The sequence below is a fragment of the Microcoleus sp. B13-B6 genome (assembly GCF_036705405.1).
Taxonomy (GTDB): Bacteria; Cyanobacteriota; Cyanobacteriia; order Cyanobacteriales; family Microcoleaceae; genus Microcoleus.
Genome location: NZ_JAUBUJ010000004.1, coordinates 97,736 through 123,808, shown reverse-complemented (window position 1 = coordinate 123,808; position 26,073 = coordinate 97,736). Strand labels below are relative to the sequence as shown.

The window sequence follows — 26,073 nt, the reverse complement described above, 5'->3', positions numbered from 1 at the left end:
AATTAATTCAGAGGCGGTAGGAGTTTTGCTAATGAGTAAGCGTTCTTCGGTTGAATCCCCAAATCATCAATCCTCTTCAACCCCAATCAACCCTGCTTTGCAAGCAGTCCTGGGGAGTCTAGATGTAAACCTAGAAGCAGAACTGACAACATACAGAAGGCACAGGAGGCGCGCCGAACAGTGGGTGTCGCCCTCAGTTCGTACCGGCAAGCAAACAGCCACAACCGAGCAACAGCTAGCCCAAAATTTGCCGCCAGAGACTGCGGAGGAAACCCAGCAGCCCCTATCGCTGCCGCTATCCCTTGCCGGCACTCAGGGCGATGCCCCGCTAGCAACTACCAGGGGTGGCACAAAATTATCTAGCAGTGCCTTCGCACCCAACAAGTATCTCGAATCAAGCGAAAAACTGATCGAAAGTTTGGACGAGTCAAAAGCTGAGCCTACAGTAGAACGCAGTTTAGCCGCCAGTTTGTTAACTCCCTTGGGACTGAGTTCGATGCTGCTGTTTTTGCTGTCATGCACAGCTTTGGGCTACGCAGTCATGTACCCGTCAAATCTAGTTAAGATGGCCGGCCTGAACCGTTTGCTCGATCGCACCTCACCCTCTCCCAGCGACAGTCCCGCCTCTACTGCCATCTCAGATAGCAGCACCAAAGAACTACCGAAAGCACCAAATCTGGTATCCAAGGAATTTGTCGAGCTAGATTTGAGCACTCTCAGCAATGTCAAGCCGACAGTCAGCCCGATTCCTTCCCCGTCACCCAAAGCATCAATCCCCCCAACTCCGCCAGCGCCTCCGGGCCCCAGCGGGGCTGTGCCGATTCCTACAGAAGACGGCAACCCGGCCAGAGGCAGGGAACAAGGACTCAACAATCTGAGCACGGCTTTGCTTCCCACTCCCAGCCCCAGCGCCGCCCAGCCTGTGCCGACACTGCCGACACTGCCTCCAACACCCTCCCCAGCCCAGCCTGCAGCCACATCCCCGGCGACAGCATCCCCAGCCGCCACCTCCCCAGCCGCCGCATCCCCGGCGACAGCATCCCCAGCCGCCACACCCCCGCTGGGAAGGCCTGCACGGGCTGCCGACGGTTTCTATTACGTTGTCACCGATTACACAGACGAAAAATCGCTGCAGCAAGCCAGAACCGCAGTTCCCGATGCCTACGTGCGGAACTTCTCAAAGGGTGTCAAGATCCAAATGGGGGCTTTGAACGATGCTGCCTCAGCAGAACGTTTGGTGAAAGAACTCCAAGAAAAAGGGGTGAAGCCACAATACTATCAACCATAAATTAGGCAAAGACAATTAAACTAATGATCGGGGAGTAGGTTGGGCCCAGGCACGAACCCTCGGTTTCGCTTCACCCAACATTTGCTCAGTTTTGATGGGTAATGCTCGCGCCCTACCCATCCTAAAAATAATCATGACGACCTAACTTAGAGGGAATTAAAATTTCACAATTAAAAATTAAAAAGACGATTGATAAGTATTCATTTTTAATTTTTAATGGTGATTTCTCTGTCTTAATTCTAAAGTTTAAAATTGGGAGACTGGCAAAATGGGATTATTCGATCGCCTATGGCGAGTGATTCGAGCCAATATTAACAGTTTGGTCGGCGCAGCAGAAGACCCAGAAAAAATTCTGGAACAGGCTGTAATGGATATGCAGGAAGATTTAGTGCAGCTCAGACAAGCTGTGGCAGGAGCGATTGCAGCTCAAAAACGCACTGAACGCCAGTGCTCCCAAGCTGAGTCTACAGCAGCAGAATGGCATCAGCGGGCGCAGCTAGCTTTGCAAAAAGGCGAGGAAAATTTGGCGCGGGAAGCTCTGACGCGCAAGAAATCTTATCAAGAAACGGCAACGGCGATGAAAGCCAGTCTGGATCAGCAATCGGCTGTTGTGAGTAAACTTAAAGAAAATATGCGGGCGCTCGAAAGTAAAATTTCCGAGGCAAAATCTAAAAAAGATATGTACATTGCCCGAGCTCGATCGGCTGCATCGTCGGAAAGGCTGCAAGAAATGATGGGCAATCTCAGTACCGGCAGCGCTTTGAGCGCGTTTGAACGGATGGAAGAGAAAGTCATGCAGCTAGAAGCTCGCTCCGAAGCAATCGCAGAACTCGGAACTAATGATTTAGAAAAGAAGTTTCTCTCTCTCGAAGGTGCCGACGATGTGGATACCGAGTTGGCGGCGATGAAAGCACAAATGCTTCCGGGCAACAATACACCCAAATTGCCGTCGAGCGAGCCGCCCGCATCCTGAACCCCGGCAACAGAACAAGAGTCGGGACGAGCAAAAACTTCTCAACAGCCTAGCTAGAGATGGCTCGAAGCCTGTTGGGGAATTCCCGGATCGAAGTTAAACTCAATAGGTAGGTGCATGAATAAGCTTGCCTGCATCACATTACTCGATCGCTTTAAACTGGATTTATCTGTCTGCAAAAATTGCCAAAAACTAAATCGCACTAAAAATCTGACCAGAGTGAATTTCACAACTGCGGGCTAGGGCTATCAAGCCTGCTTGCCGCCTACTTCGTACACCTCATTCAGGAAAAATAGCATTATGGGATTATTTGACCGCATTAGCCGAGTCGTCAAAGCCAATCTTAACGATCTGGTCAATAAAGCTGAAGACCCGGAAAAGATTTTAGAACAGTCCGTTACGGATATGCAGGAAGACTTGGTGCAGTTGCGTCAGGCCGTTGCCAGCGCGATCGCCACTCAAAAGCGCACCCAGACTCAGTACAATCAAGCTGAATCTCAGTCTAACCAGTGGCAGCAGCGCGCTCAGCTAGCCCTGCAAAAAGGAGACGAGACTTTGGCCAGGGAAGCGCTGGTTCGCAAAAAGTCTCACGCTGAAACGGCGGCTACCCTGAAAGCCAGTCTGGATCAGCAATCGGCTCAGGTGGAAAGTCTCAAGCGCAACTTGATCGGTTTGGAGAGCAAAATTTCCGAAGCTAAGACTAAGAAGGATATGCTCAAAGCAAGGATATCCGCTGCTAAGGCTCAGGAACAGCTCAACAATACCATTGGCACCTTGAATACTGGCAGTTCAATGGCGGCTTTCGATCGCATGGAAGAAAAAGTTTTGCAGATTGAAGCTCGCGCGGGGGCTTCGGCAGAATTGGCCGCCGGCGGCAGCAATTTAGAGGAACAGTTCCGCTTGCTCGAAAGCGGCGGTGATGTTGACGACGAGTTGGCTCAGATGAAAGCTCAACTGACCGGGGGTTCTGTGTCTCAAGGTCAATTGCCTGCAGCGGGTAAAACGGCAGCAGCTAGTAGCTCGGAGTCGAGCCCGGTGATTGATGCTGAGTTGGAAGAATTGCGATCGCAGCTCAATAAAATGTAGTAATCTGTATCAAAATTTACCTATTTCTGAGATCGCAGGTTTGATAAAATTCTCCGCCGACCTACAGGACTAGCTTGGGAGGTCGGAGTTTTTTTGACTAATTCTTCTATGCACAAAGTAGGAATTATGTCAACTATATTTATATTGATTTAAGGAATTAAGTGTTTAAAAAGTGATAGAGTAATTTTATTCCTTGCAAGATGGCTAGCTTGGGAGGTCAATCGATTTGAGATTTTAGATTTGAGATTTTAGATTAAAGAATTGAAGCATTGGCCCCACGGATAAATTCCGGGGGCAAGTTTCATCGGATACAGGTTTTTTATTTCTGGACAGATGAATCACGTGGCGGGTATCCTGGATGCTTTCGGTCGGAGTTTTTTTCAGTAATTGTTAAGTACACAAACTAGAGTTGCTGTCAACTATCTTCATATTGAGTTAAGGAATTAATTGTTTAAAAAGTGATAGAGTGGTTTTATTCCTTGCAATTGCGTCGGTCTCGCCCGCTCGTAAGTGTAAATAACTATCAAATATGGCTAATCTGTCATGCCCGTGCAATCTTCTAGAGGCTTTTGTAAAATCAAGTTTTTCAAGGCATTAGCGCTTGGTTTTTCAATGGCAGCTATTTGCCCCGCACTGCTATCAGCTCTAAGTCTTGGCGAGTCGATGGTTGCTACCGACTCAGGGGTGCAAGCGCCAATTTTGCATGAGAATTTACCGTCTCAATTCAAACTAGATCAAGAAACAGCAGACGATCGCGATCGGCTTCGTGATTTATACTCGGGTTCAGAATTAGATAGAGACACTACAGAGCAAGAAAATAGCATCCCGGAGTTCGATCAATCAACCCAAAGTGAGGCCCCAGAAACTATCCCTCCATTGCCGAACCGAGGAGAAAACAGACACGAATTTCCGATTCCCAACCCGCGGCTGCCAAATCCGGCTCCCCTCCCGTAACCCGCGCCGCCAGCGCCCTTGCTTTCAGCCGAACAGCTTTTGCCGCCTGCTGTTCCCGCGCCGGCACAGCCTGCAGAATTGCTAAGATTGCGGGTACGATAAAAGTCGCTCGATTTGAAGTAGTTGGCAGTTGACTTACCGCGAGCCGATCGTGCAAAATCCGAGAAGAGAAATTGCCATCGGTATTGGTACCAGCAGGCGAGAAAGCGATACATCTTTGCTGGGAAAGGATTTTCCGCTGTCGCCGGAAGCAGATAATCGGGGTAGACATCCGGTTGCGGTGCTGAGGCTGTTTCAGGATTTTACTCAGAGGGGAGAGAGATGTCTTGGCGGCGCGATCGCAGTTTTGTCAGGGAGTGGCAGCATTTGGCGCTACGGTGAGCAGCAGCAGCCCTGACAGTCGATTTTTGATTTGGCGGGGTCAATTGCAGTACGTGCGGTTGTTGGTTCCTGAGAGGCTGCTGCGGGTGCGATCGGATGTGGAATTGGCTGGGGCAGAGCTTTTGTCGATCGAACCATTGGGTATAGGGGGCTCAGACACATTGCGGGGCTACCGTCAATCGATTTTAGATTTTAGATTTTAGATTTTAGATTGACTTGCGCGAGATAAATGCGGGGGCTCTTCTGATTTTAGATTTTCGATTTTGGATTGATTCCACGGATAAATCACGTGGCGGGTACCACCTTTGAAATTCCTGGTCAGGAGGCTTTGCTGGCCGATAGCGGGATTTGTGATTCAGCCGAGTTGCGGTATCCGATGCAAGCGCACCCGCGACAACCAAGGAGTTTTGCAGGTGACGGCGTTTGTGGATTTTGGCAATGTTTGGAATCCCAGGGAAAGCGCGGTTTTGGAAGCGAATACTTTGCTGTCAGCGGGATTGGGCTTGCGGTGACTGTACGGCGAGAGGTGGAATAATCGCGAAGGCTGGGGAATTCCTGTGATTGATATTAAGTCGAGTAATACCAATTTTTTATGAGGCCCCGTAGAATCTGATCCCCCCTAACCCCCCGCCGGAGGGGGGGACAAGATTCTTCTCAAAGTCAACCCCTACTCCCCAACAACCAGGGGGATTTAGGGGGAGCGAGATATGTGCAACTTCACATTAAATTGGTATAACAGGAGTTTACAAGAGCGCGCGCTGTATTTTTCTGTATAATTCAAACATTTTTAGGAAAAGAGTCGTTTTGCCCTTGGCGGAACTGAGCAATTCCGCTATATAGTAATAAGTATCATTTGGCACTCATCTGTAGATGCCAAGAGTGTATTTTACTGATAATCTTTAAATTAAACTATGTCTAAGGTGCGGTTGTTGCTTTTAAGTTCTTTTGCTTCCGGTTTTGGGCTTTGCTCAATCATTTTGGCGATGTTTACGATGACTTCCAGGCTGTCGTTTACGTCTTTTTTTACATTTGTTTTAACTTTGGTGTTTTTTGGAATTAATCTGCTTTTTGCTTTGCATTATTATACATCGCTTACTAAGCAATTGAGTGTTAAAAATAAAAGGAAAGCGAGAATTTAGCGGTTGTGAAGCAGAAGCGGAAAAAGGCATGGATAGTTTTTTATGGAATTTGAATGGAATCCAGACAAAGCGACACTAAATGTTGAGAAGCATGGTGTTTCCTTTCAAGAAGCCACAACCATATTTAATGACCAGGAATTTCTTGATGGTACCCGCCACGTGATTTATCCGTGGAATCAATCCCAAATCGAAAATCCTCAAGCCCGCCGCATTTATCCGTGGGGTCGCCTCTAAAATCTAAAATCTAAAATCTAAAATCGATTGACCCGCTATCTGTAACTTTTCCCGATCCTCAGCATTCCATCGGAGAAAGCCGGTACGTTATTATTGGTATATCCAGGTAGGGACAACTTTTAATTGTTGCATACACCGATCGAGGAGAAAAAGTAAGAATCATCAGTGCCAGAAAAGCTACCCGCCAGGAGCAGAGGTTTTATGAAGAAGGATATTGAGAACGAAATGGAAGACGAATTACTTGCTGAGTATGACTTTGCTCAGATGAAAGGAGGTGTTAAAGGCAAGTATGTTGAGCAATATCGTGCAGGGACAAACTTGGTGCTTTTAGACCCCGATATTGCCCAAGCTTTTCCTAATGATGCAGCAGTGAATGACGCATTGAGGATGTTAATCAAAATTGCACAGCGCCAACAGTCAAATCCTGCGGTGCAGCGCAGCCACGAAGGATCTCAACTTTGAGAAGGCGATGTCAGGAGATTGTGCGATCGCCCATATTATTTATTTATTTGCCCAAAAAGCGATCGCCTCTGGGTTGAGACAATTATCTAGCTGTCAGCCATAATTATTTAAGGTCTAATTATTTAGGAGGTGCGATCGTGGTTATAACTCAAACCAACCCGCCAAATCTTCCCGATGCGACAAAGACTCGCTTTACTCCAGATGAATACCGGGCGATCGAGGAAACTGCTGAAGAACGTCACGAATACTGTAACGGAGAGATTATCGCTATGCCAGGAGGTTCCCCCCCTCACAGCCGTATTACCGTAGACATTACGACTTTTCTTAACGTGGCTGTGCGAGACACAAATTTTCAAATCTATAACGGCGATCTACGCATTTGGATTCCTAGCTTCAATCATGGAACTTATCCCGATGTTATGGTCGTCAATGGTGAACCGGAATTCAATGGCGATCGCACGGATGAAATTCTCAATCCTTTACTGATTGTGGAAGTTCTTTCGCCATCTACGGAAGCTTACGATCGAGGTGAAAAGTTCCGAAAATATCGCTCTCTTGCTAGTTTTTGTGAATATTTGCTGGTGAGTCAAGCTGAACCATATATTGAGCAATATTATAATGGCGATCGCCAAAGTAGTGATCGTTGGCAATGGCAAGTTTGCGATCGGCTCGATCGGGCGATCGTCCTGCACAGTTTAAATATAGAACTTCCGATGTCGGAAGTCTATCGCCGCATTAGTTTTTAAGGGGTATTTTTTCGAGTTTGAAAGGGATTGTGTTTAACTAGAAATATAAGTTTAGGAAAAGCTATGGCTACTCTAATTCAAAACGCTACAGAAAACCAACTTGAAACACCAGCGGATAAAAAAATCTGGACTGATGCCGAATTCATGGCACTCAACCGAGACGGACACCGGTATGAGATTGTAAATGGAGAACTAATTGACATGGGAAATTCGGGTGCAAAACACGGTTATGTTTGCAGTATATTGATGATTTTGCTAGGTGGTTATGTCCACATTCAAAAGCTAGGCGCGATGTTCGACTCTAGCACTGCTTTTAAAATGAAATCAGGAAACAAGCGATCGCCCGATGTTTCCTTCATGGCAAAAGAACGCCTGCAAGGGCTAGATGATCTCCCCGATGGCTTTCTAGAAGGTGCGCCGGATCTTGCCGTAGAAATCCTTTCTCCTGGCAATACAGTGGCAGAAATTCACGACAAACTCGTAGAATATTTCGAGAATGGGGCGCGTTTAGTCTGGGTGATTCATCCTCAAGAACAGTATGTGTTAGTTTATCGATCGTCCCAAGAACCCGATCGCCTGCTTAAGTCCGTTAACTCCCTCGATGGGGAAGAAATCGTCCCCGGCTTTACTCTTGCGATTGCCGAGTTATTTCAAAAACTGGCTTTTTAATGAAAGTGCGATCGGACTCTGGAAAATGGCGAGTAGTATTGATAATTTAACTTAGACAGCTAGTAAGACCGAATCCGAAAATTGCGGGTAATCAGCTAGTAATATAAAACTAAATTCTAGGAGGCTATAACGATGACAAACATATCCAACGAACAAACAGCGATCGTCCGTACAGAAAGAGGACTGTCCATCGCAGGTACGCGCATCACCATCTACGACATCATGGACTATGTGACGGCTCAATATCCGCCTAAGTTTATCAGGGGATTGTTTGACCTTACAGAGGAACAAATTAATGCGGCTTTAACTTATATTGAGGCAAATCGAGCTGATGTTGAAGCTGAGTATCAAATGGTTCTTAAAGAAGCTGAAGAACTGCGGCTGTACTATGAAGAAAAAAATCGCGATCTCATTGCCCGAATTGCCGCCCAACCACCCAAACCTGGTGAAGAAGCTATTCGAGCCAAACTTCAAGCAGCAAAAGCCAAACTTAAGTCTCAGCCATGAATTTTTTAGTCGATCATAATTTGAGAGGACACGCCGTACTTCTCTCAGGTAGCATTGTGAGTAGTGGCTGGCTAGATTGGGTTCTCATTCGATTTATCACCTTTGATGAAATGAGCCTGCCGATCGATAGTGACGATCGGGTAGTTTGGCGGTTGGCTCAATCAAACCCGATGATTTTATTGACAGCGAATCGGAGTATGAAGGGCGATAACTCTCTGGAACAAGTGATGCGCGAGGAAATTACTTCTAAATCATTACCCGTGATTACTATTGGCGATGCCGATCGCTTGTTGAATGACTCTGAATATCGGCAGCGTTGTGCAATTCGTCTGGTTGAAATTGTGATTGATCTTAATACTTATATGGGTGTAAGTCGGCTTTTTATCCCATGAGGTTGGTCGAGATTGTTGAAGAAGTGCGATCGCACTCTATCATAACGTCATCAGCTAAAAATCCCAAAAGGAGATTGCTTTAATATGTTAACTAAATACATCCAAGCTGCGATGAAGCAAGCTAAGTATGAAATTTTCCCTGATGATGGGACTTTCTACGGAGAAATTCCTATCTGTGAGGGAGTCTATGCAAATGCTGTAAGTCTCGAAGCTTGTCGAGAAGAATTGCAAGAGGTATTGGAAGACTGGATTTTACTTGGTCTCACCCTGAAACTTCCTTTACCAGTTCTTGATAATATCGACCTGACAATTACTAAAGAAGTCGCCTGATGCCCCCTTTAAAACCAATCAAACGTCGAGACTTAATTTATTACCTAAAACAACTGGGATTTGACGGCCCCTATTCGGGAAAAAGGCATCAGTTCATGTTGAAAGATAACCTTCGCATTACCATCCCCAATCCTCATCAAGGTGATATCAGTGCCAACTTTTTAGCTAAAATTTTGGGACAGGCTAAAGTTGATATTAGTGATTGGGAAAACCTCTAATTTTTTGACTGCTATGTAAAAATAATTTTGTGGAGTCAGAAACCGGTTTTTTTTGCAAAATCGGGCGTGGGAATTCCGAGATTGTCGCAAAAACCCGGTTTCTTGGATTTTGGGTTTTCTCGTGGGTAGTCAGAAACCGGGTTTCTTCCTAAATCTGGGTGACGATGCGTAAATTATCGCAGAAACCCGGTTTCTTGGCCTCAACGCAGGTAAGTCCTGCTTCGGTTAAACTAAGGCTCTATAATACAACTATCCAATAGTTTTATAGGAACAAATGAGAGGGGTAAAACAACTATTCCTAAGCAGCTTTGCTATTATTACTTTGAGTTGGGTTTTGGGAACTCCCATTCAGAGGATACCAGAGGCGATCGCTCAAACACAAGTTCCCATGAGATTGCAACACGCGGAAGGAACTTATACCCTTACGGTGTCAGAAACCAATACCACAAAATCTGCTTATGGGGGTCAGTTGCGCCTCTATGACGTGCATATTGCCAAGATGTTTGAGGTGACATATTCGGACTGTCAGGAGATACCCAACGCTGGCGGTAGGACTTGGTATTACTTCGCTGGAAATGGTAAAATTGACATGGGGCAATTCAGAATCAACTGTCAATTGGCTAGCGATATTGCTAATACTTATGGTTTAGGGAAACCAGAGCGTACTGCGATCGAATATTCTCAGGGGGAGGCGGGGCGGCCAATATCGAGGACTCGTTCTATTCCAATTTTAGATATTACTGGTAATAAAATTCAGCGGTGGACGAATTTTGTGCAAGGGTTTCGCCCTCAGTCTGCTAATTCTGAAGGAGGTAATTCTCGATCGAGTATTTCTTTTCCAGTTCGTGAAATTCTATCGCAGATTGAAGGTAAGACAAGAGTACCAATTTTTCTCCCCAGTCAGCTTCCATTCTCAGAAAAAATTTACTTAAAAAACCGAGTAGAAACAAATGGCTATAGTGTTGACATGGGCCACATACCTAATTGCAGCAGTACGCCTTGCTATATCGGGAGTATCTCAGCAGAAAGAGGTGGAGAACCAGCCCAACCACCCCCTAGAGGATTCAGGAGTGAATTCAAAACCATTCAATTAGCCGGCAGAACACAAGGAGTTTTTTCTAATGGCTGCGGTGCTTACTGCACGGCCTTAGTTGAATGGCAGTATCAAGGCGTTTTGTATCGAGTAACGATGAAGAATGGGCGAGAGGAAACGCTAGTTCAAATAGCTAATTCTGCTATTGAAGCTGGGCCTCGCTAGTTAAAGGTGGATAACAGTGCGTCAGGGCAAGTCCTATTCTCCAATTGGAGATTTATTTTCCCTGACGCAGCGTAAAACTGCTATGTAAATAGAAAGCATATCAATTCTAAACTTTTAAGCCGGAAATTTCGCCTGCCAAACATTGTTTTTAATTTGTTCCTCTAATTCATTGACCACCCACATTACACTATGTTCGGGTTCGCTCAAAATAGATTTTTTAATGTCATGTAAAGAGTTGACTAAATCTTCACGCAAACGGGGCTTGTCTTCTTTAACTCCTTGCGTATAATCCCAATAATCCCAAGCGATTAAACCTATGGCAAGGGTAGGCTCAATCATACTGCCTAGTTTCGCAGAAAGAGCAGCTACAGCTTTACTACCTGCTTTAGCAGCAATTGTAGCCGTAATTTTAGCAGTTCCAGCAGCACCTACAAATCTTACTAAAGATACTTCATCTCCTCGTTCATTTTGTAGCCTAAAATTTATACCTTCTAAATATTTAACCCAGTCGGATTGGGGAATTGTATACATTTTTGGTACATCATCAAACTCCTTAGATAATTGTTCAATATAAAAATTAGCCGTATCGATTACTATGGTATGAAATTTCATCTCGGCTGAATTTGCTTGCAATACTCTCCTCGAAAATTCTCTTTGAATATTGTCATTTATGCTTTTGGCAATCTTTTCATTGACTATAGTCGGATTAAACCCATTCATAACATTCTCGCCTATATATTGAAAAAGAACACCAAATTCTTGCTGTTTCTGATTAAAATAATTAAAATACCAATTTAAAAAATCCGTATCAATTCGATTTATTAAATCAGCTTCCCACCGATTCAATTCATTGTTAGCATATTGTTTAGCACTTTGATTGGCACTGTTCACAGCTTTTTTGAAAGCTTCTTCTCTTCCACCAAAGGCCACTAGAGATTGAGTAACTTCTAGGGAGGGAGGAGAGGTTAATTCTGCCGCCAAAGCCTGACTCATAACTAATCGTCCCAGTAACGGGATGAATACAATTAGAATTATAATCGACCAAATAATGATACTAACTATCTTAGAAATTTTGACAATCCGCGATTTTTGAGTAGGTTCTTCAGTAAGCTGAGATTCACCAGATTCTTTAGCCTTCAACTCAATGGTCACTAATTCTTGAGCGCCCAAGACATCAGTTAATTTTTGATCTAGCTTTTTGGCAATCAACTGACGACCATAAGGTATTCCATTTGAATGACAAACAAGGTTATTCTTTTCGTCTAAAAACACCTGTCCTAAAATTTGCCCTTCGGGATGCTCTTGGCGAATAATTGCTCCTTTTTTTAAATTAGGAGTTCCTGGACGATCGCTCTGGAAATAACTGATAGCCTCCTCAAAGGTTATCCCCTCTAAAACTTCAGGTGTCCCCAGAATGCGTGGCAAACATTTATTAAATTCGCCAACTATCCGCTGCACATCCCCAGAAGTGAGTTTCTGCTCTCCTTGAGAGGCATCTTTGGCAAACCAGTTAAACGGTGTCATATTTCCTCCAGAGCATTTGATAACTTATAAACTTCTACTATATTCCTTATATCTCTCCTGATCGTAATTTAATATGAAAATGTATTTTTGGCTATTCATAAAAGTGTTATTTAGTGTACAGTTACCTTTTTTTTAAAAATTTATTAAGAAGAAAAAGTGTTATTTAGTTTTCCAGGTGTGATAAAGTGTGATAAAGTGTGATATAGTGTGACGACCAAAACTCAACCCCCTTTTAGGTATGGACATCCAAGAGGTTTTACAATGGACTGACGAGCAAGTATTTGTGAAGACGGGAAAACATATTGATTCATTACAAAGCTCTATCTTAAAAGAAGTTTGGGAGGGGGAGAAATATCATAAGATAGCTAAAAAGTGCAATCGTAGTGAAGATCATATTAAACAAGTTTCTAGGAAATTATGGAAGATGCTTTCTGACATATTGGGAGACGATATTAAACAATCTAATGTTCGCTCTATTTTAGAAAGCAAAGCAGTATCTAGTATTTACAATTTTGGTAACTCTTCACAGATTGTTAATAGTAAAATTAATAGAACTCATATCAATATCTGTGGAGAAAAAAGGCAAGATGCAGAAGAGGCCAAGCAGCGATCGCCCTCACCCCCAGATTCTCCCCAAAATCAAGCCCGATCGCCCATAATCGATTTAACAGACGCACCCGAACTCCCTTACTTTTACGATCGCACCTCAGAACTCTCCACCCTCAAACAATGGATTTTACAAGCCCACACCCGCTTGATTACCGTCTACGGCTTAAGTGGAATTGGCAAAAGTGCGATCGCCCTCAAACTCATCGAACAAATTCAAACCGAATTTGATTATATTATTTGGTTAAGCCTCACCAACACTCCCACACTTTCAACCCTCCAAACCGAACTCAAGCAGTTTTTTGGGCGATCGCAACAACCCCCATTACCCACAATCATCGATTATTTCCGATCTTCTCGCTGTCTAGTCATTCTTGATGACGTACAGAATATTTTTAGTAGCAGTCAATTAGCAGGTCAATATTTAGCAGGCTATGAAGACTATGGCAAATTTTTTAAACAAATTGCCACATCCTCCCATCAGAGTTGTTTAATCCTCCTCAGTTGGGAAAAACCCAAAGAAATCGCGAATTTAGAAGCCGAAAACCTCTCCACGCGAAGCTTACACCTCAAAGGGTTAGGACAACAAGCCACAGAAATTTTCCAACAAAAAGGATTAGTCGATGAGGAAAAATGGTCAGACTTGCTCGCCCTTTATCAAGGTCATCCTTCCTGGCTAAATATAATTGCTGCCACTATTTTGGAGTTATTTGATGGTAGCGTTTCCCGGTTTTTGTCCGATGTAAATGATTTATTTTTAGGTGACTTAGAACCCATCTTAGAATCTCACCTAGAGCGTTTATCAGACTCCGAAAAAAAGGCGTTATACTGGTTAGCAACTCAAAATGAAAGTGTAGATATTTCCCGAAAAGCTACTGAGAGTGAATTATCCCAACCAGAATTTTGGCAAGCCATACAATCTTTAGCGCGACGCGGCTTAGTGGAAAAAGTGTTAGTAGGAGGGCGATCGCTCTTTTTCCTCAATCCCGTATTCAAAGCATACATTCAGTGCAAGTTAAATCTTATATAAGCTATGGGTAATTTCACCCGATCGCAAAGCAATTAAACCACAGAATTACTCTTTTCTATTCTACAACGATCGCATAAAAGCATTCACCGCATCATATTGGTCGGCCATACGCGAATAGAATTCGATCGATCGCAAATCCAACTTGGCCAACAGTTCACTCTTACTCACCAACTCATATCCCGTTGGACGCAAGCAATAAACCCAAATTACACCATCCTCCCAAAACCAAACCTCCTGCACTCCAACCCGACGATAGATTTCCAGCGTATCAATTCCACCACTCGTCACTGTCACAAGGAAGATGTTACCAAAGAACCGTGCACGGCGGAGAACAAAGAACCACCGAAGACACCAGCAACTCCCAACATAGCGACAGTTAAACTGATGAGGGTTATTAGCCAAGCTGATGAAACCAGAGACAGGGCCGAACAAAGTCGATCGCTAGGTAGATCGAGATGACAATTTAATTATGCCCGCACCAACTCCAACCGATATCGGTACAAAGCCACAGGATGCCCGCCAGCCGCAAAATAATCCGGGTCTTGCGGCGACAAATAAATCGCTGTCACCTGATCCGCCTCAATTCTTTTACCCGCAGAATCGCCATTTTTCCCGCCTGCAACAACTCGATAAGCCGTTGTTGTTTCCACCTCGTTTAAATAAATATCAGACTCTCCCCGAAAAATCTGCTGAGAAATCTCTGTAGACACAAACTCGCGAGGATTCGGCGTCTCAGTTCCCCGACTGGTAACAATCGAAATTAGTTGGCGTTCCCCTTTCAAAACAGTAATTTGGCGGTTGGGATTGGTCGGATCGACTTTCACCGAAAGTACGCCACGATCGCCTAAATAAGCCTTGGCAATATTCAAACCGTTAAAAGTGCGATCGGCTACAATCTTTTGAGCATTTTTAAATGTATAATTAGAAATTAACCCAATATTTTTTTCAGGTTGAAATCGCACTTTAAATAATACTGGATGCTGCAAATACTGGCGGTTGCTTTCAAACCCAGGCGTCACAATATTTGGCGCTAAAGGAGCGGCTAAATCCACCAAAGTGCTCGCCACATTCCAATTGCCGGCCATCCAGTCGGGATATACCAAATCTCCCTTAGCTACAGCGATAGGAGGCTTGCTTTCCCAATTAGGAAAACTTGATATGCGATCGCCCAAAACCCCCGCTATCGCAGCCCCACCCCACAGAAGTACCGCCAAAACCAGACAAAAAGCCCAAATTACCTTCATACCCAATTACATTCAAACAACTAATTTTCTGTCTCTCTTTCTCTTCTCTGCGTTCTCTGCGCCCTCTGCGGTTCATTAATTCAAAAATTAGACAACAAATCAGTTAAACATCATATTTTATACCATTTTCATAAACAGGCAAGATGCCTGTTCCACAAAAATAAATGTTCTGCTTGTGGGGATTAGGGGTTGGGCATCCTACCCGCCCCCAATATGCAATTCAAAGATGGAAAAGCCGATTTTTTAAAGCGCCTCAACAGGTGCAGGTTCCCAAACTTCCCCGTATTTCTCCTTCAATTCGTGCCAATTTTCCACCTGTCCGGGTTCGTATTCCCCTGGCTTTCCCCACTGCAAAAACGCACTCAAAGCAGCCTCATTTTGTTCGTCGAGAAAACGGATTGCATAAGTAGTGAAATTGCCTCTTTTCGCCTCACCCGTTTCAAACTTCACCTGTTTTATTTTGTCCATATTTAGGTGAAACTCAAATATTTCGGCGTGCATATTGGCATATTTACCCTTCGGCAACTCCGCATAAAACAGCTTGTGAATTGAACCGCGCACTTCCAGCACAGCCGCGCTGCTAGTCACGATTAAACGCAGGGTGCCCAATTGTTCGCAAGCTTCTAAGAATTCTTTCAGATTAGGCATAATTTAATTTGGGAATTGGGTATTGGGCATGGGGAATTGGGCATGGGGCATGGGGCATGGGGCATTGGGCATGGGGCATTGGGCATGGGGCATTGGGCATTGATTATTGGTAATTAAAAACCACAATAACTAACAACCAACAACTAATGACTAATGACTAATGACTACTGACTAATGACTAATGACTAATGACTAATGACTAATGACTAATGACTAATGACTACTGACTAATGACTACTGACTAATGACTACTGACTAATGACTACTGACTAATGACTAATGACTACTGACTATGTTTCGTGCAGTTCATAAGCAGCGACAATCCGCTGCACTAGAGGATGTCGCACCACATCCGCCTGAGAGAATTCGCAGAAAGCAATGCCCTCAACGTTGCGTAGAATGTTTTGGGCGACTGACAATCCCGACTGTTGGTTTGGCGGCAAATCTGTTTGAGTGATATCCCCCGTTACTACCATTCTCGATCGAAAGCCCAGACGAGTCAACACCATTTTCATCTGAGCCGGCGTCGTATTTTGAGCTTCGTCCAAAATTACGAAAGCATTGCTGAGAGTGCGCCCCCGCATATAAGCTAAAGGAGCTACTTCGATCAAGCCTCTTTCCATTAAATCGGCCATTTTTTCAGGGTCGATCATTTCTTGCAGGGCGTCGTAAAGCGGGCGCAAATATGGATCGACTTTTTGCTGCAAATCTCCCGGCAAAAACCCTAATTTTTCGCCAGCTTCCACGGCTGGCCTTGTTAAAATTAGCCGTTCGTACTGCTTGCTCAACAGCGCTTGCACGGCGAAAATAGCTGCTAGAAATGTTTTGCCAGTACCAGCGGGGCCAATGCAAAATGTCAGGTCGTGCGTGCGTACTGCTTGGACGTATTGCCGCTGCTTGAAGGTTTTGGCTCTAATTTCTTCGCCGCGACGGGTTCTGGCGAGAACGTCTCGCTGCAAGTCTTGTAAATCGCCTTGGCGGTTGCTATCCAAAGCTTGGCGCGCCGTCTGGATTTCAACTCCGGTAATATTTTTGCCGGATTTCCAATAGTCGGAGAGCGATCGCACTAATTTATGACACAATTCTACTTGACTTTTTGTGCCAGAAATCAGCAGTTCTTGCCCTCGCATTACCAGGGTAGCACCGGTTTGCTTAGAGATCATTTTCAGGTTTTCTTCTTGATTACCGGCCAGCGACATTGCACTTTGAGTGCTCGGTAACTCTATTGTTAGTTTTTCATTCATGCCAACATAATCTCCTCCAAATAAGCAATTAAAAGTTAACAACTAAACGTTCAACCCGTCACTATTTGCGAACAAAAAGACGCCCGTTACTAGGTTTTACCTAGTATCTAAGGCGTCTTTTAGATTTAGCTCCCAAATGAGTTTGGTGCTTGAGGCACAAATCAAATCTCCCTTCTATTAAGTCAGGCAATTTTAGATTTTAGATTTGAAATTTTAGATCTTAGATTAACCTGATGCCGCTGACATTTGAAATTTTAAATTTTACATTTGTTTCCGATCGCAAAACCGGCAATTTCAAACCAAACGGAGCTTGTAATACAAAGTCTACAACAGGCAATCTAAAATCTAAAATTCTTTCTTGGCTCTGCAGTTAGTTAATAACCGCAGGGCTGTTTCATTCTCACCAAAAACATGAATTTTGACTCTTGTAGTGCTACCCCTACTCCCCGTGCCTACCCCCGACCTAGAGGATTCGATCAGCAGATCAGACCAAGAGGGCCGGCACGGGGGCACGGCCCCTACCGAGAATGAAACAGCCCTGGTTAATAACCGGGAGTATTTCTGCTCGTTCTAAACGTAGGTGTGTTAGTACGGCGAGGTTGTTCTCTCGGAGTTCTGCTAGCCAAGGGACTCGGCGACGGAGGTGGCGTCCGGGGTCGGAAGTCGCCTCGCGGCTCCCGCGAGCCACGATCTGGGCGGTCGCGATCCGGGCGATCGCGATCGCCCCTGGGCGGGCCAGATCCACGATCGCCCGCTTCACCATCGTATATATCTAAGTAGAGGGACTGACCCGCCGTCTGCGCCACCGCTTCGAGCGTAGTCCTAATTGCCTGAATATTGCGTCCACCCCTACCGTAAACCCGGCCTTTGTCCGGATCTTCAAAAGCAAGCCTAACCCAGACCCGCGATTGGCGCGGGTGCAGTTCGCAATCAACCCGCAAAGAGCCGGGGGTCTCTAAAAAAGGCCCAATTAAAAACTTAACCAGTCCAGCATAGTTGGGACTAGCTGACTGTTGCTGTGCTGGATTCAACGTTAGCTCCGGCTCCGACTTGTTCAAATACATGGGCTTTTCTCAGGATGTCACGCACGGTGTCAGTTGGCTGAGCGCCGTCTTGCAGGCGCTTGACAATCGCTGGAACATCCAGCCTGGTTTCGTTATTTCTGGGGTTGTAATAGCCGAGCTCTTCTAGGGGACGGCCGTCGCGGCGAGTAGAACTGTTCATCGCTACAATCCGGTAGCTGGTCTCGCGTTTTTTCCCGTATCTCTTCAATCGCAGTTTGATCATCTTCTTGCACAATAGTCTTGTTCCAATTCTAAGCTATTTTGTCAGTGCTCCTTCCTCGAACCCCAACTCAACCCCTATTTCTTAACCTCCGACCAAAATATCGCTACGATTTGCTGCCCCCAAGGCAGGTCTGGCGCCGTCAATGTGCGGTGTAATTGCTACTGGTAAAATCGATGCAGTTCCCCATTGCTGCACCAATTTTTGCAAAAATATATCTTGCTGCGCTCTCAAAGAGTCCCAATCGGTGCCGCGATTAATAATTGCAAACCAAACTAAACCCCGATCGCGCGTGGGTATAGCTCCAGCCAAAGCAATCACCGTGTCCAAAGTACCAGTTTTCACCACAGCCGATCGCGGAATGTGTCGGTATTCCAAAGTTCCTTTATCGCGCCCGGACACCGGAAACAAGTCAGCAACTGTCAGCCCAGTCGTCTGAAGGTTGCGCCCGATCGCCTGCATCATCCCGCAAGCCGCCCTCGGAGACATCTGATTTTCCACTCCCAGTCCCGAACCGTTAACTAATTGAAGTTCCTCCTCCGGCACCCCCGCAGCCCAAGTCGCTTGCTGCTGCACTATTTTTGCCCCGCCCAAATCGTCGGCCAGCATCTGAGCTATTTCATTATCGCTGTGGACGTTCATCTGCTTGAGAATTTCGGCTAAAGGAAGCGATCGGCGCTTCAGCAGCAAACGCCCCGAAGTCACAAATTTCTCAGCAATGACGCTGCCGGCCACCGTTACTTGCGGCTTTCTAGTTCCTGGAGCCATCTTAGAATACATTGCCACCACGTCCGCAGGCCAATTGCTACCCTCAAGAGCTTGCCGCAGTATCTCCCCCGCCACCAAAGGATCGGACTGATAATTCATGCGGAAATTGCCTGTCACCACCAAATTGCCCGCCACGCGCTCGATACCCATTTGATTGAGAGCATTGCCCACGGCGATCGCCTCCTCCCACACAAACAGCGGATCGCCCCCGCCGCTGACCACCAAATCTCCTTGCAATACCCCATTGCTAATCGGCCCCGTTGCTCGGAACCGCGTTTCAAATTGATAATCCGGGCCCCAAGTCTCCAGCGACGCCAGAGAAGTCGCAATCTTAGTCAGCGAAGCCCCAGGCATCAGCGTCTTCCCCTGCTGACTTACCAGCGGCACCATTCCCGCTTGCACCCAAATTCCCTGATTTCCATCAATCAGGTTTTTGTCTTTCAACTCTTTTAAATATTCCCGTACCGTCGCTTCTGCGGGCAAGTCTGGATTTGCCGCATTTATTCCCCCAAAAGCCAAATCTTGGGCCACCACTAACCCAGGTATCCCTCCCCGCCAAGCCAGCACGGACGCAGCATTAGGCGCGGCACTGCCTACCCCAGCCATGTCCAGCCACAGAGACATCATCCCTGAGCTAAATAAATCCAGCATTTTTTACTCCTAAAGTCAATCGATTTTAGATTTTAGATTTTAGATTTCAGATTGAAGAAAGCGCTCCCACTGATAAATCCAGGGGCAAGTGATGAGGATGGGGAGCTTTTTTCTCGCTCCACGGATGAATCCGGCGTTCCCGGACTAAAGTGCTTGCGGCCATGTAAACTATTTCATTGATTTTTTCAATATGCCGTCAAAAATAGTAAAGTAGTGACAAAACAAGTTCTATCAGAGTAGCCGGAAATAAGAATTGTCCGATCGGGCGATCGCCAATTGTAATTCTTTATTCAGACTTGTGGATTCACGCTCCTGACTTCCTGGTAGAATTTTTAGTGTTTCTCAAACATTGGTCAATGGGATCGACACGCGCAAGAATTGCAATAGACGCTATGGGTGGGGATCATGCCCCCGCCGAAGTTGTAGCTGGAGCGCTTAAGGCACAAGAAGAATTAGGCGTAGAGATTTTGCTTGTGGGCGACCCACAGCAAATAGAAGACTCGCTCCGGCAACAAGACGCGATCGGCCGCGTCTCTACAGGTCAGCTAGAAATCGTTCCTTCTGAAGGAGCGATCGAAATGCACGAAGAACCTTTGAGTGCCCTCAAACGCAAGCCCAACGCTTCGATTAACGTAGCGATGAACTTGGTAAAGCAGCAGCAAGCTGATGCTGTGGTGTCAGCCGGTCACTCCGGCGCGGCAATGGCTGCTGCCCTGCTCAGGTTGGGCCGGCTCCCCGGAATCGATCGCCCTGCGATCGGTGCGGTTTTGCCGACAATGATACCGGGCAGCGCTGTACTCATTCTCGATGTCGGCGCTAATGTGGACTGCCGCCCCAAATTTTTGGAGCAGTTCGCTCTTATGGGAACTATTTACAGCCAGTGCGTGCTGGGCGTCACCGAACCTAAAATCGGCCTGCTCAACATTGGCGAAGAACCTTCTAAAGGCAACGACGCAGCCGTGCGAACCCACCAGTTATTGGTGGACAACCCGAACATTCCTTTTGTGGGCAATGCCGAAGGCCGCGACGTGCTGTCGGGGAAATTCGACGTGATTGTCTGCGACGGGTTTGTCGGCAACGTGTTGTTGAAGTTTGCGGAAGCAGTGGGCGAAGTCGTAGTCCAGGTGCTTAAGGAAGAGTTGGTCAAAGGACTCCAACATCAAATTAACGACCCTATGCTGCAAAAAAGCTTGCAAGGATTTAAGCAGCGGGTAGACCACGTTGAACACGGCGGCGGTTTGCTATTGGGCGTTGCTGGAGTTTGCATTATCAGCCACGGTTCGTCTCAAGCTGGCTCGATTTTCAATGCCATTCGTTTGGCGAAGGAGGCTATTGACAACCAAGTGCTGGAGCGAATTCGATCGTCCAACAACCAAAGCGCTCTGGAACAAGAAGCTGTGAATTAGAGGCAGTAAGTAGGAATTAAAAATTAAAAATGTAAAATTAAAAATGTCAGCTTAAACCAACTGTTTTGCTTAAAAAAAAGTAATTTCAGCAGTTTAAAAAATAATTTTAATTGGTAGTTTTTAATTTTTAATTTCTCGCTCGATCGCTCATAAATGGAGAGGAATGTTGCAGCAATCAGGGTACGGCATTGCCGTCACAGGTAGCGGTTCTTGTACACCGCAGGTTTCGCTGGATAATAACGGTTTGAGTCAGATTGTAGAAACTTCTGACGAGTGGATTGGGGCGCGGACGGGTATTCGCTCCCGCAGGCTGGCGGACGCCCGCACTTCTTTGTGCGATTTAGCGTCCGAGGCATCGCTTCAGGCGATCGCAATGGCAGAAATTTCGCCGACAGATATCGATTTAATTATTTTGGCGACCTCAAGTCCTGACGATTTGTTTGGCACTGCCAGTAAAATTCAATATCAGTTGGGCGCAACAAAAGCTGTGGCTTTTGATTTGACAGCAGCTTGTTCGGGCTTTATTTTTGGTTTAGTGACAGCCTCGCAGTTCATTCGGACAGGGGTGTATCAAAATGTTTTGCTAATCGGAGCAGATATTTTGTCTCGCTGGGTGAATTGGTCGGATCGGGGTACTTGCATTCTATTTGGAGACGGTGCAGGTGCGGTGGTATTGCAAGCTTCAGAAGTCGATTCCTTTTTGGGATTTGAAATTCGCAGCGACGGCACGCAAAATTCGTCTCTCAATTTGGCTTACAAAGCCGAGTCAAAAGAATTAATTGAGGGCGTCAGCGTCGGAGTTGGCGGATTTCATCCCATCACAATGAACGGTCAAGAAATCTATCGCTTTGCCGTGAGAAAAGTGCCGGAAGTCATAGAAAAAGCTATGTTTCGGGCAAATATTAGCGCTGCTGAAATAGACTGGCTGTTGTTGCACCAAGCCAATCAGCGGATTCTCGATGCAGTTGCCCAAAGGCTAAAGATTCCCCCCGAAAAAGTAATCAGCAATTTGGCGAATTACGGCAATACCTCAGCGGCTTCAATTCCCCTTGCCTTAGACGAAGCCGTGCGTCTGGGTAAAGTTAAAGCGGGCGATACTATTGCTGCTGCTGGTTTCGGTGCTGGTTTGACTTGGGGGGCTGCGATTTTTCAATGGGGAAGGTAATACCATTTTCGATTTTCGATTTTCGATTTTCGATTGGGAATTACTGAGGAACTATGGGTTTGGAGCTGCTAAAGCAGTTTCATTATTTTTGGGAACTGGTATAATGTTTTGTGGCTTTAAACTTTGGCTAATGATTGTGGGGAGTGCGACCGCTGCATAATACAAATCCTTTAACAAGCCATACATAGGGCAAGGGGCGCAGCCGTACTCCCTCGGGACAGGAGTTCTTGACAAGTCCGCCCTGAGATTGAAAATCCTCTATTCTTCGATCGACTTTCCCCGGCTTGAAGCTTGAAAATTGTGCTACCCCTATTAATCAGATTAAAGTAGCAAAAAAAAATAAACCTGGTAAAAATCGCAGTTAGATGTTATAATTATGAGTCGCGAGTAGATAGTTCGTTAACCGAAAGATAGCGGATACCAGCGAGCGAACTTAGAAGCGGGAAAGAAAGAATTTTTGCAATCACCAATTAGCAACCACCAATTAGCAGATTACCGGAAAAATGACTAAAACAGCATGGGTATTTCCCGGACAAGGTTCCCAGGCGATCGGGATGGGTGCAGACTTATTAAACTTGCCAACAGCCAAAGCCAAATTTGAGCTCGCTAAAGAAATTTTAGGCTGGTCTGTCCCGGAAGTTTGCCAAAAAGAAGAAGCAAAACTATCTCGGACTCTCTACACTCAGCCTTGCTTGTTCGTAGTAGAAAGTATTTTGGCCGACTTAGTGCGAGAGAAAAGCGATCGACCAGCGGTAGTTGCCGGTCACAGTTTAGGAGAATACGTTGCCCTCTACGCAGCAGGCGTCTTTGACTTTGAAACCGGATTGCGCTTAGTCAAACGCCGCGCCGAACTTATGGACACTGCTTCCGGCGGGCAAATGGTGGCTTTGATCGGGTTCGACAGGCAGGAACTAGAATTGCAAATTCAATACAGCCGAGACGTGGTGCTGGCAAACGACAACAGCGAAGCACAAGTCGTGATTTCTGGAACGCCCGCTGCAGTAGAAGATTTGCTTGCCAAAATCAAAGTCAAACGCGCTGTTAAATTGAATGTTTCCGGTGCCTTTCACTCTCCGCTGATGGCATCAGTGGCTGCAGAGTTTCAAGTAGCCTTAAAGTCTGCAAGGTTTTCCGATGCTAAAATGCTGGTTCTCTCGAACGCAGAACCGTCAGCCACTACCAGCGCAGCCACTTTAAAGCAGCGGTTGACTCAGCAGATGACCAAAGGCGTGCGTTGGCGAGAAATTTCCCTGCAATTGCCGCAACAAGGAATCGATCGCGTAGTGGAAATTGGCCCCGGCAAAGTTCTCACAGGTTTGATCAAACGGACTTGTCCCGATTTAGCGCTGGTAAATGTTAGCAGTTTTGCAGATTTGCCCGCGTGAACGAACCTGACGGTCAACGGATTACCGTTAGACCGCAGGCTTCTTTTTCCTTTTTTTCAAAGGCTTTTTTGAGTGACGGAGTTCCCCCGCCACTTTCGTAACTTAGACCAATTCTCTTTATAAGCTTAGCTGAGTTTTTATCTCGATCCAAAAATTCTCCGCATTGACAAGAATGCCACCGCTCCGATAATTCTTTCGGTACTTTGTTGAGGCAATTCCAGCAATGTTGAGAAGTTCCTCTTGGAGAGACAAACAAAATGCTTTTACCCAATTTCCAGGCGACATATTTTAGGACGCTGGCGAATTGCCCATGAGCCGCATCAAGCATGGATTTATTCAAGCCACTTTTAGCTGACTGACCGTTCGGCAAATAAACCAAATTACCATTTTCAACATCAGTCTTGGGCTGGGCACGTCTAGTTAAATTTTTGACACTCAAATCTTCAACAACTAAAACATCACATTTACCGAATAGCTCATGTGCAGTTTTAAACTGAAAATCTAATCTAGCTCTAGCTACGAACTGATGGAGTTGGGAAATCTTGTCCTTGATGATTTTCCAAGGCTTGGAACCTTTAACTCTATTAGCTAACTTCGCTTGAAGCCTTGCTAATTTCTGGGTCGACTTCCTCAAGAATCTAGGATTCTCAACTCTTTCACCATTAGAAAGATCAGCGTAATTAGTGATCCCCAGATCGATACCAATAGTATTTTCGACCGTCGGCTGAATTTCTGCAACCGTTACGGGAACTGTTTTATCTTCTAGCGTCAAGGAAATATACCACCCATCCGCTTCTGGGATAACTGTACCCGTCTTAACCTTGAATCCTGTTGGTATTGGACGATGGAAAACCATAGGCACGCTTACCTATTTTTGCGAGGCTAATACAAATTCTATCTGGCTCGTCCTTAACAATATCAAGATTGTCTAGTTGAGGATAAGTGAAAGATTTGTAGTAATGAAGCCCTTTGAATCTGGGCTTACCTCTACGATTGCCATTTTTGTCGGGCGTGGTAAAGTTTGAGAAAGAAGTTTCCACTCTGTTGACGACATCTTGCAAAACCTGAGAATCTAACACTTTGTAATCAGGAAATAGCTTTTTTGTGTTTTTTAGGTCAGCCAATTGTATGGTTTGCCACTGTACATATCCGCCTTCAATGTTCGAGAAAACGTCACCTTTCCTGGTCAAAGGATTGCCTGACTCATCCTTTTTTCTGCCGTCCCTAGTTTGCACCCTAGTTAAGGGGATATCTTGATAAATTTCCTCAATCGGGACTATAGAAACAATTAAAGGACAGGCGTTGATAGGTGTTCTCGTGGACTCCCACCACCTAAATCTTTCGCCCAGACGGTAGTTGTACTGCCTACGACAGAGTTCTAGATGAGTAGCAATTGTTGCTAGTTGGGGCTTGGTTGGCTTGAGGCGGTACTTATATGTGAGTTGCATAAAAAACTTCTTTTTTCGACCTACTTTAATATACCATTTTCCTACTACAATATTTAGAACGTATTTTAAAAGTTAAGGTTTTCGCAAAATCTAGTTGTCGGCTTCCGTCCGCGACATCCGACGCTTCTTTCCATCACGCGGGCGTAATTTATTCGGGGTACTTCGCGCAGCGCTCAGATGCGTCCCCTCTAAATATACCGAGGGACTTCCCGGCTGTTAGTTAATCAAAAATCGAGAAATCGATCGACCTGACGGGGCGATCGCCAAATCCTGATGTAGACTAGGCGTAAAAACCAAGCTTATCTGGATGTTTATATGAAAAAAGTCCTTTACTGGTTGATGGGCGACAAGGCAGGCAGAACCATAGTAGGTGCGTGGAACTGGATGTGGGGACTGCCCGTGGAATCCGGCGGCCAGGTGTCGGTGGCGGTAGCCGAAGAGTCACTGCGATCGATGCAAGAATCAGTGCAAAAGCTAGCAGTAGCAGTCTCCACCCAAGTTGCAGCCTACCAGCGCGCCAAAACTAAATATGAAGAAAAAGTTAGGGAAATGCAAACCGTAGAGCGCCAAGCCATCACAGCCCAGCGCAACGGCAACGAAGAAGCAGCCCGCTTGGCAATGGCGAAGGTAATTCAGACAGAACAAATCCTGCCGCAATTAGAATCCCAAGTAAAACAAGCCGAACAATACGTCAACGCTTCCAAAGACAAGCTAAATCGAGAACGGATGAAGCTGGAAGCCTACAAAACCGATATGCAAAATATGAAAGATATGGCCGAGATTAACGAAGCCCTCGGAGCCATATCCAAAGTCAACAACGACCTCAGTATAGATTCAGCTCGATCGCAATTTGAGCAAGCCAAAAACGCCGTCCACGGCCGCCACCTCCAACAGCAAGCTTTAGCAGAACTCTCTGAGAATCCCCAAGAAAGACTTCAGGCAGAATTAGACAATATGACCTTAGACGATGAAGTTAATCGCAGGCTACAAATGTTAGACGACTCCAACAACAAAGAACTTCCCAGCTAAGGAC

At 45.7% G+C, this 26,073-nt stretch carries 33 protein-coding genes; 22 read left to right on the top strand and 11 right to left on the bottom strand.

Annotation, left to right across the window (positions count from 1 at the left end; translation table 11 throughout):
- Positions 1–31: 31 nt before the first annotated feature.
- Positions 32–1,288: a hypothetical protein gene (locus tag QUB35_RS03175; protein ID WP_333139307.1), complete on the top strand. Its 1,257-nt coding sequence runs from the start codon at positions 32–34 to the stop codon at positions 1,286–1,288.
- Between the two features lie 268 nt (positions 1,289–1,556).
- On the top strand, positions 1,557–2,261 hold the full coding sequence (locus QUB35_RS03170) for a PspA/IM30 family protein (RefSeq protein ID WP_333139304.1): 705 nt from the start codon (positions 1,557–1,559) through the stop codon (positions 2,259–2,261).
- Positions 2,262–2,314: 53 nt separating this feature from the next.
- On the opposite strand, the gene QUB35_RS03165 is transcribed toward QUB35_RS03170, so the two are convergent.
- The gene (locus QUB35_RS03165; protein ID WP_333139302.1) at positions 2,315–2,491 is read right to left on the bottom strand and encodes a hypothetical protein; all 177 of its coding nucleotides are present in this window, start codon (positions 2,489–2,491) and stop codon (positions 2,315–2,317) included.
- 70 nt (positions 2,492–2,561) lie between these two features.
- On the opposite strand from QUB35_RS03165, the gene QUB35_RS03160 reads away from it, so the two are divergent.
- The 15 genes from QUB35_RS03160 (at position 2,562) to QUB35_RS03090 (ending at position 10,637) form a co-directional block, all read left to right on the top strand.
- Entirely contained in the window at positions 2,562–3,347 is a 786-nt protein-coding gene (locus QUB35_RS03160) for a PspA/IM30 family protein (RefSeq protein ID WP_006635936.1), read from the top strand.
- 612 nt (positions 3,348–3,959) lie between these two features.
- A complete protein-coding gene (locus QUB35_RS03155) occupies positions 3,960–4,301 on the top strand; it encodes a hypothetical protein (RefSeq protein WP_333139300.1) in 342 nt (113 codons plus the stop codon).
- Between the two features lie 130 nt (positions 4,302–4,431).
- On the top strand, positions 4,432–4,698 hold the full coding sequence (locus QUB35_RS03150) for a hypothetical protein (protein ID WP_333139297.1): 267 nt from the start codon (positions 4,432–4,434) through the stop codon (positions 4,696–4,698).
- Entirely contained in the window at positions 4,679–4,885 is a 207-nt protein-coding gene (locus QUB35_RS03145) for a hypothetical protein (protein ID WP_333139295.1), read from the top strand. Before QUB35_RS03150 ends, QUB35_RS03145 begins: the two co-directional genes overlap by 20 nt.
- An 86-nt stretch (positions 4,886–4,971) precedes the next feature.
- On the top strand, positions 4,972–5,217 hold the full coding sequence (locus tag QUB35_RS03140) for a hypothetical protein (protein ID WP_333139293.1): 246 nt from the start codon (positions 4,972–4,974) through the stop codon (positions 5,215–5,217).
- A 646-nt stretch (positions 5,218–5,863) separates the two neighbouring features.
- Complete coding sequence (locus tag QUB35_RS03135) at positions 5,864–6,055, top strand: hypothetical protein (protein ID WP_333139291.1); 192 nt, start codon at positions 5,864–5,866, stop codon at positions 6,053–6,055.
- A gap of 122 nt (positions 6,056–6,177) precedes the next feature.
- Entirely contained in the window at positions 6,178–6,273 is a 96-nt protein-coding gene (locus QUB35_RS03130) for a BrnT family toxin (RefSeq protein ID WP_333139379.1), read from the top strand.
- A complete protein-coding gene (locus QUB35_RS03125; protein ID WP_333139289.1) occupies positions 6,257–6,517 on the top strand; it encodes a hypothetical protein in 261 nt (86 codons plus the stop codon). Before QUB35_RS03130 ends, QUB35_RS03125 begins: the two co-directional genes overlap by 17 nt.
- A 137-nt stretch (positions 6,518–6,654) precedes the next feature.
- On the top strand, positions 6,655–7,263 hold the full coding sequence (locus tag QUB35_RS03120) for a Uma2 family endonuclease (protein WP_333139287.1): 609 nt from the start codon (positions 6,655–6,657) through the stop codon (positions 7,261–7,263).
- A 63-nt stretch (positions 7,264–7,326) separates the two neighbouring features.
- Complete coding sequence (locus tag QUB35_RS03115) at positions 7,327–7,932, top strand: Uma2 family endonuclease (protein WP_333139286.1); 606 nt, start codon at positions 7,327–7,329, stop codon at positions 7,930–7,932.
- 132 nt (positions 7,933–8,064) lie between these two features.
- Positions 8,065–8,439, top strand: a complete 375-nt coding sequence (locus QUB35_RS03110; protein ID WP_333139284.1) for a DUF433 domain-containing protein — start codon at positions 8,065–8,067, stop codon at positions 8,437–8,439.
- Positions 8,436–8,831 carry an ACP S-malonyltransferase gene (locus QUB35_RS03105; protein WP_333139281.1) on the top strand — a complete coding sequence of 132 codons (396 nt, stop codon included), beginning with the start codon at positions 8,436–8,438 and terminating at the stop codon, positions 8,829–8,831. Before QUB35_RS03110 ends, QUB35_RS03105 begins: the two co-directional genes overlap by 4 nt.
- Before the next feature lie 84 nt (positions 8,832–8,915).
- Positions 8,916–9,161: a type II toxin-antitoxin system HicB family antitoxin gene (locus tag QUB35_RS03100; protein WP_333139279.1), complete on the top strand. Its 246-nt coding sequence runs from the start codon at positions 8,916–8,918 to the stop codon at positions 9,159–9,161.
- Positions 9,161–9,379 carry a type II toxin-antitoxin system HicA family toxin gene (locus QUB35_RS03095; RefSeq protein ID WP_333139277.1) on the top strand — a complete coding sequence of 73 codons (219 nt, stop codon included), beginning with the start codon at positions 9,161–9,163 and terminating at the stop codon, positions 9,377–9,379. The genes QUB35_RS03100 and QUB35_RS03095 overlap by 1 nt, the downstream gene beginning before the upstream one ends.
- Positions 9,380–9,653: 274 nt before the next feature.
- Positions 9,654–10,637, top strand: coding sequence for a hypothetical protein (locus tag QUB35_RS03090; RefSeq protein WP_333139275.1), 984 nt, complete (start codon positions 9,654–9,656; stop codon positions 10,635–10,637).
- 114 nt (positions 10,638–10,751) lie between these two features.
- Here QUB35_RS03090 and QUB35_RS03085 read toward each other — a convergent pair whose 3' ends face one another.
- Positions 10,752–12,161, bottom strand: a complete 1,410-nt coding sequence (locus QUB35_RS03085; protein ID WP_333139273.1) for a hypothetical protein — start codon at positions 12,159–12,161, stop codon at positions 10,752–10,754.
- A 238-nt stretch (positions 12,162–12,399) separates the two neighbouring features.
- Between QUB35_RS03085 and QUB35_RS03080 the strand changes: the two genes are divergently transcribed.
- The gene (locus QUB35_RS03080; protein WP_333139271.1) at positions 12,400–13,797 is read left to right on the top strand and encodes an ATP-binding protein; all 1,398 of its coding nucleotides are present in this window, start codon (positions 12,400–12,402) and stop codon (positions 13,795–13,797) included.
- 60 nt (positions 13,798–13,857) lie between these two features.
- Here the strand turns inward: QUB35_RS03080 and QUB35_RS03075 are convergent, their stop codons facing one another.
- From QUB35_RS03075 to QUB35_RS03045, 7 genes are all read right to left on the bottom strand, one after another.
- A complete protein-coding gene (locus tag QUB35_RS03075) occupies positions 13,858–14,085 on the bottom strand; it encodes a hypothetical protein (protein ID WP_333139269.1) in 228 nt (75 codons plus the stop codon).
- 179 nt (positions 14,086–14,264) lie between these two features.
- Positions 14,265–15,041, bottom strand: a complete 777-nt coding sequence (locus QUB35_RS03070; RefSeq protein WP_333139267.1) for a DUF6816 family protein — start codon at positions 15,039–15,041, stop codon at positions 14,265–14,267.
- A gap of 243 nt (positions 15,042–15,284) precedes the next feature.
- Positions 15,285–15,689 carry a ChuX/HutX family heme-like substrate-binding protein gene (locus QUB35_RS03065; protein WP_333057403.1) on the bottom strand — a complete coding sequence of 135 codons (405 nt, stop codon included), beginning with the start codon at positions 15,687–15,689 and terminating at the stop codon, positions 15,285–15,287.
- 290 nt (positions 15,690–15,979) lie between these two features.
- Positions 15,980–16,933, bottom strand: a complete 954-nt coding sequence (locus QUB35_RS03060; RefSeq protein ID WP_333057402.1) for a PhoH family protein — start codon at positions 16,931–16,933, stop codon at positions 15,980–15,982.
- 542 nt (positions 16,934–17,475) lie between these two features.
- Positions 17,476–17,964 carry a KH domain-containing protein gene (locus QUB35_RS03055; protein WP_333085049.1) on the bottom strand — a complete coding sequence of 163 codons (489 nt, stop codon included), beginning with the start codon at positions 17,962–17,964 and terminating at the stop codon, positions 17,476–17,478.
- Positions 17,936–18,220 (bottom strand): 30S ribosomal protein S16, encoded by a 285-nt coding sequence (gene rpsP, locus QUB35_RS03050; RefSeq protein WP_333085027.1) that lies wholly within the window; start codon positions 18,218–18,220, stop codon positions 17,936–17,938. Before rpsP ends, QUB35_RS03055 begins: the two co-directional genes overlap by 29 nt.
- 81 nt (positions 18,221–18,301) lie before the next feature.
- Positions 18,302–19,636, bottom strand: coding sequence for a D-alanyl-D-alanine carboxypeptidase (locus QUB35_RS03045; RefSeq protein ID WP_333139264.1), 1,335 nt, complete (start codon positions 19,634–19,636; stop codon positions 18,302–18,304).
- Positions 19,637–19,992: 356 nt separating this feature from the next.
- Here QUB35_RS03045 and plsX point away from each other — a divergent pair, with 356 nt between their 5' ends.
- The 3 genes from plsX (at position 19,993) to fabD (ending at position 23,592) form a co-directional block, all read left to right on the top strand.
- On the top strand, positions 19,993–21,042 hold the full coding sequence (plsX, locus tag QUB35_RS03040; protein WP_333139262.1) for a phosphate acyltransferase PlsX: 1,050 nt from the start codon (positions 19,993–19,995) through the stop codon (positions 21,040–21,042).
- A 163-nt stretch (positions 21,043–21,205) separates the two neighbouring features.
- A complete protein-coding gene (locus QUB35_RS03035; protein WP_333139260.1) occupies positions 21,206–22,207 on the top strand; it encodes a beta-ketoacyl-ACP synthase III in 1,002 nt (333 codons plus the stop codon).
- A gap of 503 nt (positions 22,208–22,710) precedes the next feature.
- The gene (gene fabD, locus QUB35_RS03030; RefSeq protein WP_333139258.1) at positions 22,711–23,592 is read left to right on the top strand and encodes an ACP S-malonyltransferase; all 882 of its coding nucleotides are present in this window, start codon (positions 22,711–22,713) and stop codon (positions 23,590–23,592) included.
- A gap of 13 nt (positions 23,593–23,605) precedes the next feature.
- Here fabD and QUB35_RS03025 read toward each other — a convergent pair whose 3' ends face one another.
- Together QUB35_RS03025 and QUB35_RS03020 are read right to left on the bottom strand one after the other, a co-directional pair.
- Complete coding sequence (locus tag QUB35_RS03025) at positions 23,606–24,448, bottom strand: transposase (protein ID WP_333139256.1); 843 nt, start codon at positions 24,446–24,448, stop codon at positions 23,606–23,608.
- The gene (locus QUB35_RS03020) at positions 24,408–25,040 is read right to left on the bottom strand and encodes a helix-turn-helix domain-containing protein (RefSeq protein ID WP_333139254.1); all 633 of its coding nucleotides are present in this window, start codon (positions 25,038–25,040) and stop codon (positions 24,408–24,410) included. The genes QUB35_RS03025 and QUB35_RS03020 overlap by 41 nt, the downstream gene beginning before the upstream one ends.
- Positions 25,041–25,355: 315 nt before the next feature.
- Between QUB35_RS03020 and QUB35_RS03015 the strand changes: the two genes are divergently transcribed.
- Entirely contained in the window at positions 25,356–26,069 is a 714-nt protein-coding gene (locus QUB35_RS03015) for a PspA/IM30 family protein (RefSeq protein ID WP_333139252.1), read from the top strand.
- The last annotated feature ends 4 nt before the right edge of the window (positions 26,070–26,073 follow it).